The sequence below is a fragment of the Escherichia sp. E10V5 genome (assembly GCF_004212315.1).
Taxonomy (GTDB): Bacteria; Pseudomonadota; Gammaproteobacteria; order Enterobacterales; family Enterobacteriaceae; genus Escherichia.
Window position 1 is genome coordinate 403826 of record NZ_RHJM01000009.1, and the last position, 21133, is coordinate 424958.

The window sequence follows — 21133 nt, forward strand, 5'->3', positions numbered from 1 at the left end:
GCTCAGCAACGGCTTAAATCAGCCTGCGCCTGAGCCAGTTTTTCTGCCGCCTGACGTAACGGTTCCATCAACGGCATGGTCCGTGCAGAGGCATGGAGATGGAATCGCTGCAACTCTGTCGCGCCCTCTGTCAATGCGGCTTCCAGCCGATGTCGTTTGGCGGCCATTTTTGCCATTACCGCTTGTCTGTCTGCTGGCATTACCGCTTCATTCGGCCTGAACACAAAACGGCGTTCGCAACTCGCTTTCCAGTCGATAACTGCCTGGGTCAGATGATCACCAAACCCTTTCACTTGCTTAACGCCACGACGGGTAACATCTGCCGCCGTTTCAATACCAAAGGACCGTAACGCCGCTTTACGAGCAGGGCCAACGCCGGGAATAGAGGCAACATCAATAAAAAATCCCTCCAGAAACTTCTGCTTCTGCCGTTCCCTTGCGGTGTCCTGAAGTGCTGCCAGATCGCGCTTTTCTTCTTCCGGTAACCCCAGAATTTCGTCCTTCATTTTTTCGAGCATCGTCCGTTTGGCGATAAAACCTTCCAGTCCGCCCAACTGTTGGATCTGGCTGACTAAATGGTCATAATCCATTTTCGCACGATTAAAAGCCTCACGGCGTTGCTGGATTTCTGCTTTGTACGCTTTGCTTGTCAGACTGCCAATAATCCAGATAGCCGCCAGCACCGGAACCAAAATAATATAACGCGGTTCTGCCTGAAGGCCGCAAAGCAGTAGAGATAACGCTGACAGTGCGATCTCAATCAGAATGATGTATTCGCGCCGTAACAGGCCTAAAGGAAGCGGCCTGCCCCCAGGTTGGAAATGAGCGGGTAATGGTAACTTTAGCGGTGGCGGTGCTACTGACGACGTTACCATCGCCCAGACTTTCGCCAGCACAAAATCACCGCCGGTGGTAATGACCTCTTCGCCGAGATCAATAAAATAGATAACGCCTTGATTATCCAGCGCACACCACGGGCAGTCGGTCAAATGAGCGGGGTAAACATGCCTTGCCGAAACGGGACATTTCTTTAACTGTTGGCGTAGGGAATCAAGTGCCGCTACCCACGCTTTAGCCGTCGGACGCCCGGTTGCTACGCCACTTTCCGTGAATGCCTGCTGAAACATGGCTTCAACATCACCCGGTAACATCGATAGCGGAATAGATCGTGGCGGCGGTTTTAAACCACGTCGCTGATTATCTGACGCGTAGGCATAACGGAAATGGGCAATATCCGTCTCCAGCACATTACCCGCTTCAGAGATAAGCGGCACACCGGAATAAGGATGCCGACCACCAAACAAGACGTGAAAAATCAGCAAGGCAAGGCCAAAATTATCGTGATTCGCGGTGCGTTCAAAGCCGACAAATGATGGCAAGGTTTGTAGCTCTGGCGGCGTAAAATGCGACACGCCGACTTCGCATAAATGCAGTGTGCCATTGGCGTTAATCTGAAAGGAGTCGCTATCGATCAACACCACTTTGCTGTCACGGCCTACCATAAAGCTGTTCTGGTTTACGTCACCCACGACGTGCCCGTGCTCGTGAACCGTAGCAAAAGATGAAGCAATATTGCGGGCAACATAGAGTAGAAAATCCCACGCACAATGAGGGTAACTCTGGCGGCGATGTGCCGGGCTATAGATCATATGAATCGGTTCTTTACCAGAAACTTTTGGCATCATAAAACCGATAACTTTTCCGCCTCGTCCACCATGAAGCGTTGCCTGCGGCCAGGCGACATAATTCAGCAACTGTGCGTCAGCTGTCGCAGCCATAAAGGCAAGTTTGTCCTGTTTTAAGGCGGGTGGCGGTGTGTGATAAATCTTGGCGACGCTATCGACAAACTCCTCGATATCATAAACCGCGCCTTCACCACCTTTGCCCAGTTCACGGCCAAGAGTGGTCAATTCACCTGTCGATGTAAATACTTTTATATTTGTCTTCATAATATTTCGCAGGTAGCTATATTATATTTTAATGATTAACGATAACTAACCATTAAAGATATTTCTATGTAAGTGAGTTCGGTTCAAGAATAAAAAGGATAATGCACTTTTATCAGGATACAATTCAATTCCAACCTGATAATGATTAAGTCCCATAGGTTTTTGCTAACTTTTACTACACAGAGATTCTGGAGAAAAAAATGAAAAAGATATTACTTATGTTGAGCCTGCTATTTTTTACTACCGCAGGCTATTGTGAAGTTTCGGATACGTTAGTGACGGGAGGTTATGATAAACAAGCGATGTCTGACGCGATTAAACATGCGCGGAAAGAAACCGATCAATTCATCGAGGTTATGAATAAAAAAGATGCAGATTCTTACGCGGTTAAAGCACCGATAACCGATCACGGAAGAACCGAGCATTTCTGGCTAACAGAGATCTCTTATGCTGACGGTATGTTTACTGGAATAATAAACAATGACCCCGGTATTGTTACAAACGTAGAATATGGCCAGGAGTGGAAAATAAAGAAAGAAGATATTTCAGACTGGATGTATACCCGTGGGGATAAAATTTACGGTGGTTATACCATTGATCCTTTATTGGTCACCTATCCAAAAGAAGAAGCCGACGAGCTAAGAGCAAAATTAGTTCGCTAATCAGCCGTTATATTGATTGCTTAAACTGGCGGTTGATCTGTTGACTTCAACCGCCATGCGATGTTCATTCTGTCCACAGTGCCAGTGCTAACGTTTTATCATCATCGGTACGCTCATTTACCGCCGGGCTGGACAAAAACTGCTTTAGCAATTCAGGTAATAAATCGAGTTGTTCCCGCGTTGCTGACGCCAGTCCATTGAAAAACGGGGTAAAGAAAGGCACGTGCGGAGAATTATCCAGCATATTTAACGCCAGTCGCTGAATACCATCCGTAAATGCTGCAACTTTATGCGCACGCTCAGTGCTGGTGAAAGTTTCCAGTCTGGAAACGGCATCTTCATCGGTAATGAAGTGCGTCATATTGGCATATTCACCTACCATCGGCGTGAGAGGCAGTTGCAGACCATGCCCAAAATCTACCACCACGCCGCCATCGCCAATCTGCATAATCAAGGTGCCATTAGCCGATGAAATCAATCCCAAAAACGTGCAGGCAAAATCGCGAACCGCTAATTCTTTGGCTTCCGCCTCGGCAAAAAGCCGCTGACGAATGGTCAGCACAATATCCGTTGCGAGGACATCATTGAGCCCCAATTCCCCGCCCTGCACTTTTTGCGACATATAAGCCATCGCTTCATTGACGGCGAGCATCGCGCCTTCGCCCCCCTGCGAGACGCTGCCTGCACCATCAGCAAGAAACATCACCAGTAATGGTTGCTGGTCGTTTAACCAGGCAGCCTGCATCTGGCAGGCATCCTGACAAGGCAAATCAGCGCTGATGTGCGACGTTCCGACGGCTGATGCATAGACCAGACGCCAACTCACACTGACGTCCAGCCTTTTGGTGCGTCCAGTACAACTTCCGTTCCCGGCGTGGAGCGGGAAACCGAACGTAACGAACTGGATAACCAGCTAAACAGTTCACGGAATTGTAATCCCTGCAATGGCAAAGGCTGACGGACGCTGATTTGTGCCAGGGTCTTCATATCCGCCCCCTGAACACCGATGGTAAAGAAGGCAAACTTTTTATCTTCTTCCCCCTGAAACACTTTGTTGGCGGCAGCCTGCCACTCATCGGTTGGTGCGCCATCGGTGATCAGGAAAATCCACGGACGATAATACGAAATGCCATTGGCGCGGTACTCACGTTTCCGCTCTTCAACCATATCCAGGGCTTTGGTAATGGCGGCGCCCATTGGCGTATCGCCCTGAGCAAACAGGATAGGTGGGAAAAAATTAGCGGCGCTGGTAAAGGGTTGTTCCACATGCACCGGGCCGAACGTCACAATGCCGAGTTCCACTCTTTTTAAGGCCAGCGAATCGGCAAGCAGCTCATCGCGAAAGGTAACCAATCCGGCGTTAAGTTCATTAATGGGTCTGCCGCTCATCGAGCCAGAAACATCCAGCAGCAAAATGCAGGGGCAACGTGGTTCCGGGTTACTGGCAAAATCGCTGGTAGCAAACGTGATTTGTTCGCTCATAAGAGGTCCTTTCTTAGAGAGTTATTGAGGTCCGGTATCATACCGACTGCAATAATGAAATAAGAGCAAACGAAGACATTTTCAGAATTAGGCCCGGTGGCGCAGATAATTTTGCTATTCGCCTCGCAAGAACGGAGAGCCGTCGATTGACACTAAGGGCGGAGTGACATAATTTCAGGAGTGAGGGTTAGGGAGAGGTTTCCCCCTCCCCCTGGTGTTCTTAGTAAGCCTGGAAGCTAATCACTAAGAGTATCACCAGTATGATGACGTGCTTCATCATAACCCTTTCCTTATTAAAAGCCCTCTTCTCCGGGAGAGGGTTTCCCGTTTCAGCGTCCCGCTGAAATCGTCGGCTTACCTCCTTTCGCCCTGTATGCAGTCTATCGCTGACTTGCGGATAAAATAGTTTCCTCTGTGATTATTGCGTAACGACTCGCAAAGAATATTTGCTGGCAGGATCGCAGACTACAAAGCCTGCGGATTGACAATCTTATCGTGAAGGCATACTTTCAGGAGTGAGGGTAGAGCGGGGTTTCCCCCGCCCTGGTAGTCTTAGTAAGCGGGGAAGCTTATGACTAAGAGCACCACGATGATGAGTAGCTTCATCATGACCCTTTCCTTATTTAAGGCCCCTTCCTCGGGAGGGGCTTTCCCGTTTCAGCGTCCCGCTGAAATCGTCGGCTTACATCCTTTCGCCATGCACGTAGTCTATCGCTAACGCGTGAACAAAATAGTTTCACCCGTGATTATTGCGTAACGTCTCGCAAAGAATATTTGCTGGCAGGATCGCAGACGGCAAAGTCTGCGGATTGACAATCTGACCGTGAGGGCATACTTTCAGGAGTGAGGGTAGAGCGGGGTTTCCCCCGCCCTGGTAGTCTTAGTAAGCTGGGTAGCTAACGACTAAGAGCACCACGATGATGAGTATCTTCATCATGACCCTTTCCTTATTTAAGGCCCCTTCCTCGGGAGGGGCTTTCCCGTTTCAGCATCCCGCTGAAATCTTCGGGTTACCTCCTTATTGCCATGTACGCAGTCTATCGCTAACCTGCGTATAAAATAGTTTCCTGTGTCATTACTGGATGCATGCTCGCAAAGCGCACCGTCATTCAGACGATTCCCGAAACTGTTTCATAATTCCTCCATTTTTCTCCCTTATTGGCTGGCTACACTAGTATCATTCCGCGAAACGTTTCAGGAAGAGAAACTCTTAACGATGAAAGGCAGTTATAAATCCCGTTGGGTAATCGTAATCGTGGTGGTTATCGCCGCCATCGCCGCATTCTGGTTCTGGCAAGGCCGCAATGAATCCCAGAGCGCAGCACCAGGTGCGACGAAACAAGCGCAACATCCACCTGCGAGTGGTCGCCGTGGTATGCGTTCCGGCCCATTAGCCCCGGTTCAGGCGGCGACCGCCGTAGAACAGGCAGTTCCGCGTTACCTCACCGGGCTTGGCACTATTACCGCTGCTAACACCGTTACGGTGCGCAGTCGCGTAGATGGTCAACTGATGGCGTTACATTTCCAGGAAGGCCAGCAGGTCAAAGCAGGCGATTTGCTGGCAGAAATTGACCCCAGCCAGTTCAAAGTTGCATTAGCACAAGCCCAGGGCCAACTGGCAAAAGATAAAGCCACGCTTGCCAACGCCCGCCGTGACCTGGCGCGTTATCAACAACTGGCAAAAACTAATCTCGTCTCCCGCCAGGAGCTGGATGCTCAACAGGCGCTGGTCAGTGAAACCGAAGGCACCATTAAGGCTGATGAAGCGAGCGTCGCCAGCGCACAACTCCAACTCGACTGGAGCCGGATTACTGCGCCAGTCGATGGTCGCGTTGGCCTGAAGCAGGTTGATGTTGGTAACCAAATCTCCAGTGGCGACACCACCGGGATTGTGGTGATCACCCAGACGCATCCTATCGATTTAGTCTTTACCCTGCCGGAAAGCGATATCGCTACCGTTGTGCAGGCACAAAAAGCCGGAAAACCACTGGTGGTTGAAGCCTGGGATCGCACTAACTCGAAGAAATTAAGTGAAGGCACGCTGTTAAGTCTCGATAACCAAATCGATGCCACTACCGGTACGATTAAAGTGAAAGCACGCTTTAATAATCAGGATGATGCGCTGTTTCCCAATCAGTTTGTTAACGCGCGCATGTTAGTCGACACCGAACAAAACGCCGTGGTGATCCCCACCGCCGCCCTGCAAATGGGCAACGAAGGCCATTTTGTCTGGGTACTGAATAGCGAAAATAAAGTCAGCAAACATCTGGTGACACCGGGCATTCAGGACAGTCAGAAAGTGGTGATCCGCGCAGGTATTTCTGCAGGCGATCGCGTAGTGACGGACGGCATTGATCGCCTGACCGAAGGAGCGAAAGTGGAAGTGGTGGAAGCCCAGAGCGCCACCGCACCGGAAGAGAAAGCCACCAGCCGCGAATACGCGAAAAAAGGAGCACGCTCCTGATGCAGGTGTTACCCCCGAGCAGCACAGGCGGCCCGTCGCGCCTGTTTATTATGCGTCCTGTCGCCACCACGCTGCTGATGGTGGCGATCTTACTCGCCGGGATTATCGGTTATCGCGCCCTGCCCGTTTCGGCACTGCCGGAAGTGGATTATCCGACTATTCAGGTGGTCACCCTCTACCCTGGCGCCAGCCCGGATGTCATGACCTCCGCCGTTACCGCGCCGCTCGAACGCCAGTTTGGGCAGATGTCCGGCCTGAAACAGATGTCGTCGCAAAGTTCCGGCGGTGCGTCAGTTATCACTTTGCAGTTCCAGCTAACATTACCGCTGGATGTCGCCGAGCAGGAAGTGCAGGCCGCGATTAACGCTGCGACCAACCTGTTGCCGAGCGATCTGCCTAACCCGCCGGTTTACAGCAAAGTGAATCCGGCAGATCCGCCGATCATGACGCTTGCCGTCACCTCTACCGCCATGCCGATGACGCAGGTAGAAGATATGGTGGAAACCCGCGTCGCGCAGAAAATCTCACAGATTTCCGGCGTCGGACTGGTGACGCTTTCCGGCGGTCAGCGTCCGGCTGTTCGCGTCAAACTTAACGCCCAGGCGATTGCCGCACTCGGTCTGACCAGCGAAACCGTGCGCACCGCCATTACCGGCGCTAACGTTAACTCAGCTAAAGGTAGCCTTGATGGCCCTTCCCGTGCGGTCACGCTGTCAGCGAACGACCAGATGCAATCCGCCGAAGAGTATCGCCAGCTAATCATCGCCTACCAGAACGGCGCGCCGATTCGTCTGGGCGATGTCGCAACTGTAGAGCAAGGTGCAGAAAACAGCTGGCTCGGCGCGTGGGCGAACAAAGAACAGGCCATCGTGATGAATGTTCAGCGCCAGCCCGGTGCTAACATTATCTCCACCGCCGACAGCATCCGGCAGATGCTGCCACAGCTCACCGAGAGTTTGCCAAAATCGGTGAAGGTGACGGTACTTTCTGACCGTACCACCAATATCCGCGCATCGGTCGACGATACCCAGTTTGAGCTGATGATGGCTATCGCGCTGGTAGTAATGATTATCTACCTGTTTTTGCGCAATATTCCGGCGACCATCATTCCCGGCGTCGCAGTGCCGCTGTCGTTAATCGGCACCTTCGCGGTCATGGTGTTTCTCGATTTTTCAATCAATAACCTGACGTTGATGGCTTTAACTATCGCCACCGGATTCGTGGTCGATGACGCCATCGTGGTGATCGAAAACATTTCCCGCTATATCGAAAAAGGCGAAAAACCGTTGGCGGCGGCGCTCAAGGGCGCGGGTGAAATCGGCTTTACCATTATCTCGCTGACCTTCTCACTGATTGCGGTGTTGATCCCACTGCTGTTTATGGGCGATATCGTCGGGCGACTGTTCCGCGAATTTGCTATTACTCTGGCAGTCGCGATTTTGATCTCAGCCGTGGTGTCGCTGACCCTGACACCGATGATGTGCGCGCGGATGCTCAGCCAGGAGTCGCTGCGTAAACAGAACCGCTTCTCCCGTGCCTCGGAAAAAATGTTCGACAGGATAATCGCCGCCTATGGACGTGGACTGGCGAAAGTGCTGAATCATCCGTGGCTGACCTTAAGCGTGGCGCTCAGCACGCTGCTGCTTAGCGTTCTATTGTGGGTGTTCATTCCGAAAGGCTTCTTCCCGGTGCAGGACAACGGCATTATTCAGGGCACCCTGCAGGCGCCGCAATCCAGCTCCTTTGCCAATATGGCCCAGCGGCAACGCCAGGTCGCGGATGTGATTTTGCAGGATCCGGCAGTGCAAAGTTTGACCTCATTTGTTGGCGTTGATGGCACTAACCCGTCGCTGAACAGTGCGCGTTTACAGATCAACCTCAAACCGCTGGATGAACGTGATGATCGGGTGCAAAAAGTCATCGCCCGTCTGCAAACGGCGGTAGATAAAGTGCCGGGCGTCGATCTCTTCCTGCAACCAACGCAGGACCTGACCATCGATACTCAGGTCAGCCGCACCCAGTACCAGTTTACCTTGCAGGCCACGTCACTGGATGCGCTCAGTACCTGGGTGCCACAGTTGATGGAAAAACTCCAGCAACTACCACAGCTTTCTGATGTCTCCAGCGACTGGCAGGACAAAGGGCTGGTGGCGTATGTCAATGTTGATCGCGACAGCGCCAGCCGTCTGGGGATCAGCATGGCGGACGTCGATAACGCCTTGTACAACGCGTTTGGTCAGCGACTGATTTCCACTATTTATACTCAGGCTAACCAGTATCGCGTGGTGCTGGAGCACAACACCGAAAATACTCCTGGGATTGCGGCGCTGGATACTATTCGCCTGACCAGCAGCGACGGTGGCGTAGTGCCGCTAAGCTCAATTGCCAAAATTGAGCAGCGTTTTGCCCCGCTCTCCATCAACCATCTGGATCAGTTCCCGGTAACGACCATCTCCTTTAACGTGCCGGATAACTATTCGTTGGGCGATGCGGTGCAGGCGATTATGGACACCGAAAAGACGCTGAATCTGCCAGTGGATATCACCACGCAGTTCCAGGGCAGCACCCTCGCCTTCCAGTCGGCGCTGGGCAGCACTGTCTGGCTGATTGTCGCAGCGGTGGTGGCGATGTATATCGTGCTCGGCATTCTGTACGAGAGCTTTATTCACCCCATCACTATTCTCTCGACGCTACCCACCGCAGGGGTCGGCGCACTGCTGGCGTTAATGATTGCCGGTAGCGAACTGGATGTGATTGCGATTATCGGCATTATTTTGCTGATCGGTATCGTGAAGAAGAACGCCATCATGATGATCGACTTCGCGCTGGCTGCCGAGCGCGAGCAAGGCATGTCGCCGCGCGATGCTATTTACCAGGCTTGTCTGTTGCGTTTTCGTCCGATCCTGATGACCACCCTGGCGGCTCTGCTTGGCGCGCTGCCGCTGATGTTGAGTACCGGGGTCGGTGCGGAACTACGTCGTCCTTTAGGCATCGGTATGGTCGGCGGTCTGGTTGTCAGCCAGGTGCTGACGCTGTTTACCACGCCGGTGATTTATCTGCTGTTCGACCGCCTGGCATTGTGGACCAAAAGCCGCTTTGCCCGTCATGAAGAGGAGGCGTAAGTGAAGTTTTTTGCCCTCTTCATTTACCGCCCGGTGGCGACGATTTTACTGTCGGTTGCCATTACCCTGTGCGGCATTCTGGGCTTCCGTATGCTGCCGGTCGCCCCGCTGCCGCAAGTTGATTTTCCGGTGATTATGGTCAGCGCCTCGCTGCCCGGTGCATCGCCAGAGACAATGGCGTCTTCCGTTGCCACGCCGCTGGAACGTTCGCTTGGGCGCATTGCCGGAGTCAGTGAAATGACCTCCAGCAGTTCGCTCGGCAGCACGCGCATTATTTTGCAGTTTGATTTTGACCGGGATATCAACGGCGCAGCGCGCGATGTGCAGGCGGCGATCAACGCCGCGCAAAGTTTGCTGCCCAGCGGGATGCCAAGCCGTCCGACCTATCGCAAAGCGAACCCGTCGGATGCGCCAATTATGATCCTGACGCTAACCTCCGATACTTATTCGCAAGGTGAACTGTACGATTTCGCCTCAACACAGCTTGCCCCGACGATTGCGCAAATCGACGGTGTCGGTGATGTCGATGTCGGCGGCAGCTCGCTACCTGCGGTACGCGTCGGGCTGAACCCGCAGGCGCTGTTTAATCAGGGCGTGTCGCTGGACGATGTACGCTCCGCCATCAGCAATGCCAACGTGCGTAAACCGCAGGGGGCGCTGGAAGATGATACCCATCGCTGGCAGATCCAGACTAACGATGAACTGAAAACCGCCGCCGAATATCAGCCGCTGATTATTCATTACAACAACGGCGGCGCGGTTCGTCTGGGCGATGTGGCGACGGTGACCGACTCAGTGCAGGATGTGCGCAACGCCGGGATGACCAACGCCAAACCGGCTATTTTGCTGATGATCCGCAAACTGCCAGAAGCCAATATTATCCAGACGGTAGACAGCATCCGGGCGAAATTACCGGAGTTGCAGGAAACCATTCCGGCGGCAATTGATCTGCAAATTGCCCAGGATCGCTCCCCCACCATTCGCGCCTCGCTGGAAGAAGTCGAGCAAACGCTAATTATCTCGGTGGCGCTGGTGATTCTGGTGGTGTTTTTATTCCTGCGCTCGGGTCGCGCCACTATTATTCCCGCCGTTGCGGTGCCGGTTTCGCTGATTGGTACGTTTGCGGCGATGTACCTGTGCGGATTCAGTCTCAATAACCTTTCGTTAATGGCGCTCACCATTGCTACTGGTTTCGTGGTGGATGACGCCATCGTGGTGCTGGAAAACATTGCCCGTCATCTGGAAGCGGGGATGAAACCACTACAGGCCGCGCTACAAGGTACTCGCGAAGTCGGTTTTACGGTGCTGTCGATGAGTCTGTCACTGGTGGCGGTGTTCCTGCCGCTGCTGTTGATGGGCGGATTGCCGGGCCGCCTGTTACGCGAGTTTGCCGTGACGCTTTCTGTCGCCATTGGTATTTCGTTGCTGGTTTCCCTGACGCTAACGCCGATGATGTGCGGCTGGATGCTGAAAGCGAGCAAGCCGCGTGAGCAAAAGCGACTGCGTGGTTTTGGTCGCATGTTGGTAGCCCTGCAACAAGGCTACGGCAAGTCGCTGAAATGGGTGCTCAATCATACCCGTCTGGTGGGCGTGGTGCTACTTGGCACCATTGCGCTGAATATCTGGCTATATATCTCGATTCCGAAAACCTTCTTCCCTGAGCAGGACACCGGCGTACTGATGGGCGGGATTCAGGCTGACCAAAGTATTTCGTTTCAGGCGATGCGCGGCAAATTGCAGGACTTCATGAAAATTATTCGTGACGATCCGGCAGTGGATAATGTCACCGGCTTTACCGGCGGTTCGCGGGTGAACAGCGGGATGATGTTTATCACCCTCAAGCCACGCGACAAACGCAGCGAAACGGCGCAGCAAATTATCGACCGTCTGCGCGTGAAGCTCGCAAAAGAGCCAGGAGCGAATCTGTTCCTGATGGCGGTACAGGATATTCGCGTTGGCGGACGTCAGTCGAACGCCAGTTACCAGTACACGTTGCTGTCCGACGACCTGGCGGCACTGCGCGAATGGGAGCCGAAAATTCGCAAAAAACTGGCAACGTTGCCGGAACTGGCGGACGTGAACTCCGACCAGCAGGACAACGGCGCGGAGATGAATCTGGTTTACGACCGTGACACCATGGCACGGCTGGGAATCGACGTACAGGCCGCCAACAGTCTGTTAAATAACGCCTTCGGTCAGCGGCAAATCTCGACCATTTACCAGCCGATGAACCAGTATAAAGTGGTGATGGAAGTGGATCCGCGCTATACCCAGGACATCAGCGCGCTGGAAAAAATGTTCGTCATTAATAACGAAGGCAAAGCGATCCCGCTGTCATATTTCGCTAAATGGCAACCGGCGAATGCCCCACTATCGGTGAATCATCAGGGATTATCGGCGGCCTCGACCATTTCGTTTAACCTGCCGACCGGGAAATCGCTCTCGGACGCCAGTGCCGCGATCGACCGCGCAATGACCCAGCTTGGCGTGCCTTCGACGGTGCGCGGCAGTTTTGCTGGCACAGCGCAGGTGTTCCAGGAGACGATGAACTCGCAAGTGATCCTGATTATCGCAGCGATCGCCACGGTGTATATCGTACTGGGGATGCTGTATGAGAGTTACGTACATCCGCTGACGATTCTCTCCACATTGCCTTCGGCGGGCGTCGGGGCGCTGCTGGCGCTGGAGCTGTTCAATGCCCCGTTCAGCCTAATCGCCCTGATAGGGATCATGCTATTAATCGGCATCGTGAAGAAAAACGCCATTATGATGGTCGATTTTGCGCTTGAAGCCCAACGCCACGGTAACCTGACGCCGCAGGAAGCTATTTTCCAGGCCTGTCTGCTGCGTTTTCGCCCGATTATGATGACCACCCTGGCAGCACTGTTTGGCGCGCTGCCGCTGGTATTGTCGGGCGGTGACGGCTCGGAGCTGCGGCAACCCCTGGGGATCACCATTGTCGGCGGTCTGGTAATGAGTCAGCTCCTGACGCTGTATACCACGCCGGTGGTATATCTCTTTTTCGACCGTCTGCGGCTGCGTTTTTCGCGTAAACCTAAACAAACGGTAACCGAGTAAATGACAGATCTTCCCGACAGCACCCGCTGGCAATTGTGGATTGTGGCTTTCGGCTTCTTTATGCAGTCGCTGGACACCACCATCGTTAACACCGCCCTTCCCTCAATGGCGCAAAGCCTCGGGGAAAGCCCGCTGCATATGCACATGGTCATTGTCTCTTATGTGCTGACCGTGGCGGTGATGCTACCCGCCAGCGGCTGGCTGGCGGATAAAATCGGCGTGCGCAATATTTTCTTTACCGCCATCGTGTTGTTTACCCTCGGTTCACTGTTTTGCGCGCTTTCCGGCACGCTGAACGAACTGTTGCTGGCACGCGCGTTACAGGGCGTTGGCGGTGCGATGATGGTGCCGGTCGGCAGGTTGACGGTGATGAAAATCGTACCGCGCGAGCAATATATGGCGGCGATGACCTTTGTCACGCTGCCCGGTCAGGTCGGCCCGCTGCTTGGCCCGGCGCTCGGTGGTCTGCTGGTGGAGTACGCCTCCTGGCACTGGATCTTTTTGATCAACATTCCAGTAGGAATTATCGGTGCGATCGCCACATTGATGTTAATGCCGAACTACACCATGCAGATGCGGCGCTTCGATCTCTCCGGCTTTCTGTTGCTGGCGGTTGGCATGGCGGTATTAACGCTGGCGCTGGACGGCAGTAAAGGTACAGGACTGTCGCCGCTAACCATCGCCAGACTGGTGGCGGTTGGCGTGGTGGCACTGGTGCTTTATCTACTACACGCCAGAAATAACCACCGCGCTCTTTTCAGTCTGAAACTGTTCCGCACTCGTACCTTTTCGCTGGGCCTGGCGGGGAGCTTTGCCGGACGCATCGGTAGCGGCATGTTGCCCTTTATGACGCCGGTTTTCCTGCAAATTGGCCTTGGTTTCTCACCGTTTCATGCCGGATTGATGATGATCCCGATGGTACTCGGCAGCATGGGGATGAAGCGAATTGTGGTGCAGGTGGTGAATCGCTTTGGTTATCGTCGGGTACTGGTGGCGACCACGCTGGGTCTGTCGCTGGTCACCCTGTTGTTTATGACCACCGCGCTGCTAGGCTGGTACTACGTTTTGCCGTTCGTCCTGTTTTTACAAGGAATGGTCAACTCGACGCGTTTCTCCTCCATGAACACCCTGACGCTGAAAGATCTCCCGGACAATCTGGCGAGCAGCGGCAACAGTCTGCTGTCGATGATTATGCAATTGTCGATGAGTATCGGCGTCACCATCGCCGGGCTGTTGCTGGGACTTTTTGGTTCGCAGCATGTCAGCGTCGACAGCGGCACCACACAAACTGTCTTTATGTACACCTGGCTTAGTATGGCGTTTCTTATCGCCCTTCCGGCGTTCATCTTTGCCAGAGTGCCGAACGATACGCATCAAAATGTAGCTATTTCGCGGCGCAAAAGGAGCACTGAATGAAGTTCTGGCGGCCCGGCATTACCGGCAAACTGTTTCTGGCGATCTTCGCCACCTGCATCGTCTTGCTGATCACGATGCACTGGGCGGTACGTATTAGTTTTGAGCGTGGTTTTATTGATTACATCAAGCATGGCAATGAGCAACGGCTGCAAATGCTTGGCGACGCGCTTGGCGAGCAATACGCCCAGCACGGTAACTGGCGTTTTCTGCGTAATAACGATCGCTTCGTATTTCAGATCCTGCGTTCGCTTGAACACGATAGCAACGACGATAAGCCCGGCCCCGGTATGCCACCACACGGCTGGCGTACCCAGTTCTGGGTGGTCGATCAAAATAACAAAGTGCTGGTTGGCCCACGCGCACCCATTCCACCGGACGGTACACGGCGACCTATTCTGGTCAATGGTGTGGAAGTCGGCGCGGTGATCGCTTCCCCCGTTGAACGCCTGACGCGCAATACCGATATCAATTTTGATAAGCAACAGCGGCAAACCAGCTGGCTGATTGTGGCTTTATCTACTTTATTGGCGGCGCTGGCGACATTTCCACTGGCACGCGGTTTGCTGGCTCCGGTAAAACGGTTAGTTGACGGCACGCACAAACTGGCGGCGGGCGATTTCACCACTCGCGTGACGCCCACCAGCGAAGATGAACTGGGGAAACTGGCACAAGACTTCAACCAGCTTGCCAGCACGCTGGAGAAAAACCAGCAAATGCGCCGCGATTTTATGGCCGATATTTCTCACGAACTGCGTACGCCATTAGCGGTGCTGCGCGGTGAACTGGAAGCCATTCAGGATGGCGTGCGTAAATTCACGCCGGAGACGGTGGCGTCTTTACAGGCGGAGGTCGGCACACTAACCAAACTGGTTGACGATCTCCATCAGTTGTCGATGTCTGATGAGGGCGCTCTCGCCTACCAAAAAGCACCGGTAGATTTGATCCCACTGCTGGAAGTGGCGGGCGGCGCATTTCGCGAACGATTCGCCAGCCGTGGCCTGAAACTGCAATTTTCCCTGCCAGACAGCATTACCGTATTTGGCGATCGCGACCGTTTAATGCAGTTGTTCAATAATTTACTGGAAAACAGCCTGCGCTACACCGACAGCGGCGGCAGCCTGCAAATCTCCGCAGAACAGCACGATAAAACGGTGCGCCTGACCTTTGCCGACAGCGCGCCGGGCGTCAGTGATGATCAGCTGCAAAAACTGTTTGAGCGTTTTTATCGCGCCGAAGGTTCCCGCAACCGTGCCAGCGGCGGTTCCGGGCTGGGGCTGGCGATTTGCCTGAACATTGTTGAAGCGCATAATGGTCGCATTGTTGCCGCCCATTCGCCTTTTGGCGGGGTAAGCATTACAGTAGAGTTACCGCTGGAACGGGATTTACAGAGAGAAGTATGACCGAGTTACCTATCGACGAAAACACGCCGCGTATTTTGATCGTGGAAGATGAACCCAAGCTGGGGCAGTTGCTCATTGATTATCTGCGTGCCGCGAGCTACGCGCCAATACTTATCAGCCACGGCGATCAGGTACTGCCGTACGTGCGCCAGACGCCGCCGGATCTGATCCTGTTGGATCTGATGCTCCCAGGCACCGATGGTCTGACGCTGTGCCGGGAAATTCGTCGTTTTTCCGATGTCCCAATTGTGATGGTGACGGCGAAAATCGAAGAGATCGATCGCCTGCTGGGGCTGGAAATTGGTGCTGATGACTATATTTGCAAGCCGTACAGCCCGCGTGAAGTAGTGGCGCGCGTCAAAACCATTTTGCGCCGCTGCAAACCGCAGCGCGAGTTGCAGCAACAGGATGCCGAAAATCCGTTGATTATCGACGAAGGTCGTTTTCAGGCTTCATGGCGTGGCAAAATGCTTGACCTGACGCCTGCGGAATTTCGTCTGCTGAAAACGCTCTCCCATGAACCGGGTAAAGTATTCTCCCGCGAGCAATTGCTCAATCATCTTTACGACGACTACCGCGTGGTAACCGACCGAACTATCGACAGCCACATTAAAAACCTGCGCCGCAAACTGGAATCTCTCGACGCCGAACAGTCATTTATCCGCGCCGTTTACGGCGTCGGTTACCGTTGGGAAGCTGACGCCTGCCGTATTGTTTAGCCTGTTCCTTTTAATGGCAGTCTCAAACTACAACGCGTACCGTTCCGTCGCCCACTAAGTATTATTACCCTCTCTGAAAAAGAGAGGGATAAAGCCGTGCTCGTATTCAGATTTCAGCATATTTATCAGTAATCTCCCCCATGCATTAGAGGGTATTCCCCTGATTGGCAACCACCTGAATATCACCCATACTTAAATCGTTACATACTGTTTTCGATACGCAATTTCAAGCAAGGAGTCAATATGGCTGGTTGGTTTGAACTTAATAAGAGCAGTGATAATCAGTTCCGTTTTGTGTTAAAAGCGGGAAACGGAGAAATCATTCTCACAAGCGAATTGTATGCCTCAAAAGCCTCTGCGGAAAAGGGCATCGCCTCGGTACAAAGCAACAGTCCGCAGGATGAACGCTATGAGAAAAAGACGGCGAGCAACGGCAAGTTTTATTTCAATCTGAAAGCGGCCAATCATCAGATAATTGGCTCCAGCCAGATGTATGCTACCGCTCAATCACGCGAAGTCGGAATTGCCTCTGTAAAAACCAATGGCGTAAGCCAGACGGTGAAAGATAAGACTTAATCATTGTGCCGGGCGCGGATGACGCGCCCGGCTTTATTTCTAATAAACACTGGCTTATTGATGCTAAGGATCAATCCGCGCCATTAAAATAATGAGAGGATAAGTTTCATATTCGGTGAAAGAATTTTTGTTCTTCTTTTTGAACACCACGTTATTTATTTCCTGCAAGTGCCGAAGAAATTATCGTTATTCGCATCCTTACCAAAACCAGGAGACGACCAGACATTTACACTGGAGCCAACCCCACCGATTGCGCTACAATGCCCGCCCTTAAAGTGGGGACACTCCCCTAACCGCTTCATCAGGTGAAGCGGATCTGACCTGTCATCAGAACGAGAGAATTATGTTTAAACCGGAACTCCTTTCCCCGGCGGGAACGCTGAAAAATATGCGTTACGCTTTCGCTTATGGCGCAGATGCTGTTTATGCGGGCCAGCCGCGTTACTCCCTGCGTGTGCGCAACAACGAATTCAACCACGAAAATCTTCAGCTCGGCATCAATGAAGCCCATGCGCTGGGGAAAAAGTTTTATGTCGTGGTCAACATTGCGCCGCACAACGCTAAGCTGAAAACCTTTATCCGTGACCTGAAACCGGTAGTGGAAATGGGGCCGGATGCGCTGATTATGTCCGATCCTGGGCTGATTATGCTGGTGCGTGAGCACTTCCCTGAAATGCCGATCCACCTTTCCGTGCAGGCTAACGCCGTAAACTGGGCGACGGTAAAATTCTGGCAGCAAATGGGCCTGACCCGCGTGATCCTCTCCCGTGAACTATCACTGGAAGAGATTGAAGAGATCCGCAATCAGGTGCCGAATATGGAGCTCGAAATCTTCGTTCACGGCGCACTGTGCATGGCCTACTCCGGTCGCTGCCTGCTCTCTGGCTATATCAACAAACGCGACCCGAACCAGGGCACCTGCACCAACGCCTGCCGCTGGGAGTACAACGTCCAGGAAGGTAAAGAAGATGACGTCGGCAACATCGTACACAAATACGAGCCGATTCCGGTGCAAAACGTTGAACCGACGCTGGGTATCGGCGCGCCAACCGACAAAGTGTTTATGATCGAAGAGGCCCAGCGTCCGGGCGAGTATATGACCGCGTTTGAAGACGAACACGGCACTTACATCATGAACTCGAAAGATCTGCGCGCTATCGCACACGTTGAACGCCTGACCAAAATGGGCGTGCATTCGCTGAAAATCGAAGGCCGCACCAAATCTTTCTACTATTGTGCACGCACCGCGCAGGTTTATCGTAAAGCTATCGATGATGCCGCTGCGGGCAAACCGTTCGACACCAGCCTGCTGGAGACGCTGGAAGGTCTGGCGCATCGCGGCTATACCGAAGGTTTCCTGCGTCGCCATACGCATGATGATTATCAGAACTACGAATACGGTTATTCCGTTTCTGACCGCCAGCAGTTTGTTGGTGAGTTTACCGGTGAGCGTAAAGGCGACCTCGCGGCGGTAGCGGTTAAAAACAAATTCTCCGTTGGCGACAGCCTTGAGCTGATGACTCCACAGGGCAATATCAACTTTACCCTTGAGCATATGGAAAACGCCAAAGGCGAAGCGATGCCGGTTGCGCCGGGCGATGGTTATACTGTGTGGATCCCAGTCCCGCAGGATCTCGAACTGAACTACGCGCTGCTGATGCGTAATTTCTCTGGGGAAACCACGCGTAACCCGCACGGCAAGTGATTAATTTCAAGTATTTTTCCCAGATAGAAAATTCTTAGAAACCGATCACATACAGCTGCATTTATTAAGGTTATCATCCGTTTCGCTGAAAAACATAACCCATAAAATGCTAGCTGTACCAGGAACCACCTCCTTAGCCTGTGTAATCTCCCTTACGCAGGCTTATTTTTTTGCACCTGACCCGTCCTGTTCTGACTCCACCTTCTCTTTTCTGCTCTACACTTTCTAAAGATCAATAATAAAGGCATACGACGATGGCCGATTTTCCCGCCAGTTTGCTGATTCTTAACGGCAAAAGTGCTGACAATGAAACATTGCGCGAGGCGATTATGCTGTTGCGTGAGGAGGGAATAACGATCTATGTACGGGTCACCTGGGAGAAAGGTGATGCCGCGCGTTTTGTGACTGAAGCGCGCCAACTCGGCGTCGCGACAGTGATAGCAGGCGGTGGTGATGGCACCATTAATGAAGTCTCCACGGCGTTGATTCAGTGTGAAGGCGATGACATTCCTGCTTTGGGGATTTTGCCGCTAGGTACAGCGAATGATTTCGCCACCAGCGTGGGGATCCCTGAGGCGCTGGATAAGGCGTTGAAACTTGCGATTGCCGGTAACGCTATTGCAATTGATATGGCGCAGGTTAACAGGCACACCTGTTTTATCAATATGGCAACGGGCGGGTTTGGTACGCGCATCACCACCGAAACACCGGAAAAATTAAAATCCGCACTAGGGGGCGCCTCTTACATCATTCACGGCTTAATGCGCATGGACACGTTACAACCAGATCGTTGTGAGATCCGTGGTGAAAATTTTCACTGGCAAGGAGATGCCCTGGTTATTGGCATTGGCAACGGGCGTCAGGCCGGTGGCGGACAGCAGTTGTGCCCAAATGCGCTGATTAATGATGGCTTGTTGCAGTTGCGTATTTTCACCGGAGATGAAATTCTTCCGGCCCTCGTATCCACATTAAAATCTGACGAAGATAACCCGAATATTATCGAAGCCGCTTCGGCGTGGTTCGATATACAAGCACCACACGAAATTACGTTTAATCTTGATGGCGAACCGTTGAGTGGACAAAACTTTCATATTGAAATACTTCCGGCGGCGCTGCGTTGTCGATTACCACCGGATTGTCCGTTATTGCGTTAATCAAATTATTCTCTCTTGAATTAGGGAAAATCAGTTATGCCGGATGCGGTGTAAACACCTTATCCGGCCTACGGGGCTGTGCTGTGCGTAGGCATGATAAGACGCTTCAGCGTCGCATCAGGCATAGGTTGCCGGATGCGGCGAGAACGCCTTATCCGTCCTACGGGGCTGTGCTGTTCGTATGAAGCGTATCAGGCGATAGTAATTTTGCTATCGAGATAAACGTCCTGCACGGCGTTAATCAGTTTCACGCCGTCGGCCATCGATTTCTTGAACGCTTTACGTCCAAGAATCAGCCCCATTCCGCCTGCGCGTTTGTTGATAACCGCAGTACGCACCGCATCACTAAGGTCGGTTTCACCGCCTGCAGCACCGCCGGAGTTAATCAGCCCTGCACGCCCCATATAGCAGTTAGCTAACTGATAACGCACCAGATCAATCGGGTTTTCACTGGTCAGCTTGCTGTACACGCGATCGTCGGTATAACCGTAATTAATCGCTTTATAGCCGCCGTTATTTTCCGCCATTTTTTGTTTGACGATATCTGCACCGATGGTCGCCGCCAGATGGTTCGCCTGACCAGTCAGGTCGGCGGAGACATGGTAATCAACGCCATCTTTCTTAAAGGCGGAGTTACGCAAATAGGCCCACAGCACTGTCACCATGCCCAGCTCGTGCGCACGTTCAAAGGCCGCAGAAATTTCTTCAATCTGGCGACGTGACTCTTCCGAGCCAAAATAGATAGTCGCACCAACCGCCACCGCGCCCATGTTGAACGCCTGCTCCACGCTGGCATACAGCGTTTGATCGTAGGTGTTCGGGTAACTTAGCGTCTCGTTGTGATTAAGTTTGACGAGGAATGGAATGCGGTGCGCATAACGCCGCGATACCGATGCCAGCACGCCGTAAGTTGACGCCACACAGTTACAGCCCGCTTCGATCGCCAGTTCCACAATGTTCTTCGGGTCAAAGTAGAGCGGATTGGCGGCGAATGAAGCTCCGGCGGAGTGCTCGACGCCCTGGTCAACCGGCAGAATAGAAAGGTATCCTGTGCCGGCCAGACGCCCGGTGTTGTAGAGCGTCTGCATATTACGTAACACCGCTGGCGGACGATGATTGTCAATCATCACGCGGTCTACGTAATCATGTCCGGGGAGATAAAGCTGGTCAGAAGGAATAGTCATACAACGGTGCTGTAAAAGGTTGTCGGCGTCTTTGCCAAGCAACTGCGCAATATCTGTCATTACTATGCTCCCGTAAATTCCGATTGGATATCGGCTATGGATTGTCCTGGCCCACCTTTTGCGGGCAATCATAATCCTGGTCGTTACGGGCTGGTTTTGCCATCTTTTGGATGTTTTTTCAGCGTTTTCTGTTGGCACGATTCATCAGAAAAAATGTTACAG

General features: G+C 52.8%; 17 protein-coding genes. 10 read left to right on the forward strand and 7 right to left on the reverse strand.

The window, feature by feature from the left end; all coding sequences use genetic code 11:
* Positions 1–2: 2 nt before the first annotated feature.
* Entirely contained in the window at positions 3–1949 is a 1947-nt protein-coding gene (gene yegI / locus D9738_RS09000; protein ID WP_130260019.1) for a protein kinase YegI, read from the reverse strand.
* 200 nt (positions 1950–2149) lie between these two features.
* On the opposite strand from yegI, the gene D9738_RS09005 reads away from it, so the two are divergent.
* The gene (locus D9738_RS09005; RefSeq protein ID WP_130260020.1) at positions 2150–2611 is read left to right on the forward strand and encodes a DUF2314 domain-containing protein; all 462 of its coding nucleotides are present in this window, start codon (positions 2150–2152) and stop codon (positions 2609–2611) included.
* Positions 2612–2675: 64 nt separating this feature from the next.
* Here D9738_RS09005 and pphC read toward each other — a convergent pair whose 3' ends face one another.
* The 5 genes from pphC to D9738_RS09030 all read right to left on the reverse strand — a co-directional run bounded on the left by pphC (position 2676) and on the right by D9738_RS09030 (position 5030).
* Positions 2676–3437: a protein-serine/threonine phosphatase PphC gene (pphC, locus tag D9738_RS09010; RefSeq protein ID WP_130260021.1), complete on the reverse strand. Its 762-nt coding sequence runs from the start codon at positions 3435–3437 to the stop codon at positions 2676–2678.
* Positions 3434–4093, reverse strand: coding sequence for a VWA domain-containing protein (locus tag D9738_RS09015; RefSeq protein WP_130260022.1), 660 nt, complete (start codon positions 4091–4093; stop codon positions 3434–3436). Before D9738_RS09015 ends, pphC begins: the two co-directional genes overlap by 4 nt.
* A 220-nt stretch (positions 4094–4313) precedes the next feature.
* Complete coding sequence (gene ibsA / locus D9738_RS09020) at positions 4314–4373, reverse strand: type I toxin-antitoxin system toxin IbsA (protein ID WP_010723109.1); 60 nt, start codon at positions 4371–4373, stop codon at positions 4314–4316.
* A gap of 272 nt (positions 4374–4645) precedes the next feature.
* On the reverse strand, positions 4646–4702 hold the full coding sequence (locus D9738_RS09025; RefSeq protein ID WP_001386899.1) for a type I toxin-antitoxin system Ibs family toxin: 57 nt from the start codon (positions 4700–4702) through the stop codon (positions 4646–4648).
* 271 nt (positions 4703–4973) lie between these two features.
* Positions 4974–5030 carry a type I toxin-antitoxin system Ibs family toxin gene (locus D9738_RS09030; protein ID WP_100249771.1) on the reverse strand — a complete coding sequence of 19 codons (57 nt, stop codon included), beginning with the start codon at positions 5028–5030 and terminating at the stop codon, positions 4974–4976.
* 279 nt (positions 5031–5309) lie between these two features.
* Here D9738_RS09030 and mdtA point away from each other — a divergent pair, with 279 nt between their 5' ends.
* From mdtA to yegS, 9 genes are all read left to right on the forward strand, one after another.
* Positions 5310–6557: a multidrug efflux RND transporter subunit MdtA gene (mdtA, locus tag D9738_RS09035; RefSeq protein ID WP_130206958.1), complete on the forward strand. Its 1248-nt coding sequence runs from the start codon at positions 5310–5312 to the stop codon at positions 6555–6557.
* Complete coding sequence (mdtB, locus tag D9738_RS09040; protein ID WP_130260023.1) at positions 6557–9679, forward strand: multidrug efflux RND transporter permease subunit MdtB; 3123 nt, start codon at positions 6557–6559, stop codon at positions 9677–9679. The genes mdtA and mdtB overlap by 1 nt, the downstream gene beginning before the upstream one ends.
* Positions 9680–12757 carry a multidrug efflux RND transporter permease subunit MdtC gene (gene mdtC, locus D9738_RS09045; protein WP_130260024.1) on the forward strand — a complete coding sequence of 1026 codons (3078 nt, stop codon included), beginning with the start codon at positions 9680–9682 and terminating at the stop codon, positions 12755–12757. It abuts the gene before it with no gap.
* The gene (locus tag D9738_RS09050; protein ID WP_130260025.1) at positions 12758–14173 is read left to right on the forward strand and encodes an MFS transporter; all 1416 of its coding nucleotides are present in this window, start codon (positions 12758–12760) and stop codon (positions 14171–14173) included.
* Positions 14170–15573 (forward strand): two-component system sensor histidine kinase BaeS, encoded by a 1404-nt coding sequence (gene baeS, locus D9738_RS09055; RefSeq protein WP_130260026.1) that lies wholly within the window; start codon positions 14170–14172, stop codon positions 15571–15573. The genes D9738_RS09050 and baeS overlap by 4 nt, the downstream gene beginning before the upstream one ends.
* Complete coding sequence (gene baeR / locus D9738_RS09060; RefSeq protein ID WP_130206968.1) at positions 15570–16292, forward strand: two-component system response regulator BaeR; 723 nt, start codon at positions 15570–15572, stop codon at positions 16290–16292. The genes baeS and baeR overlap by 4 nt, the downstream gene beginning before the upstream one ends.
* A gap of 243 nt (positions 16293–16535) precedes the next feature.
* On the forward strand, positions 16536–16868 hold the full coding sequence (locus D9738_RS09065; RefSeq protein WP_130206970.1) for a YegP family protein: 333 nt from the start codon (positions 16536–16538) through the stop codon (positions 16866–16868).
* 343 nt (positions 16869–17211) lie between these two features.
* Complete coding sequence (gene yegQ, locus D9738_RS09070; protein WP_130206972.1) at positions 17212–18573, forward strand: tRNA 5-hydroxyuridine modification protein YegQ; 1362 nt, start codon at positions 17212–17214, stop codon at positions 18571–18573.
* 254 nt (positions 18574–18827) lie between these two features.
* Positions 18828–19727 carry a lipid kinase YegS gene (gene yegS / locus D9738_RS09075; RefSeq protein WP_130260027.1) on the forward strand — a complete coding sequence of 300 codons (900 nt, stop codon included), beginning with the start codon at positions 18828–18830 and terminating at the stop codon, positions 19725–19727.
* A 191-nt stretch (positions 19728–19918) separates the two neighbouring features.
* Here yegS and fbaB read toward each other — a convergent pair whose 3' ends face one another.
* Positions 19919–20971 carry a class I fructose-bisphosphate aldolase gene (gene fbaB / locus D9738_RS09080; protein ID WP_130260028.1) on the reverse strand — a complete coding sequence of 351 codons (1053 nt, stop codon included), beginning with the start codon at positions 20969–20971 and terminating at the stop codon, positions 19919–19921.
* Positions 20972–21133: the final 162 nt, after the last annotated feature.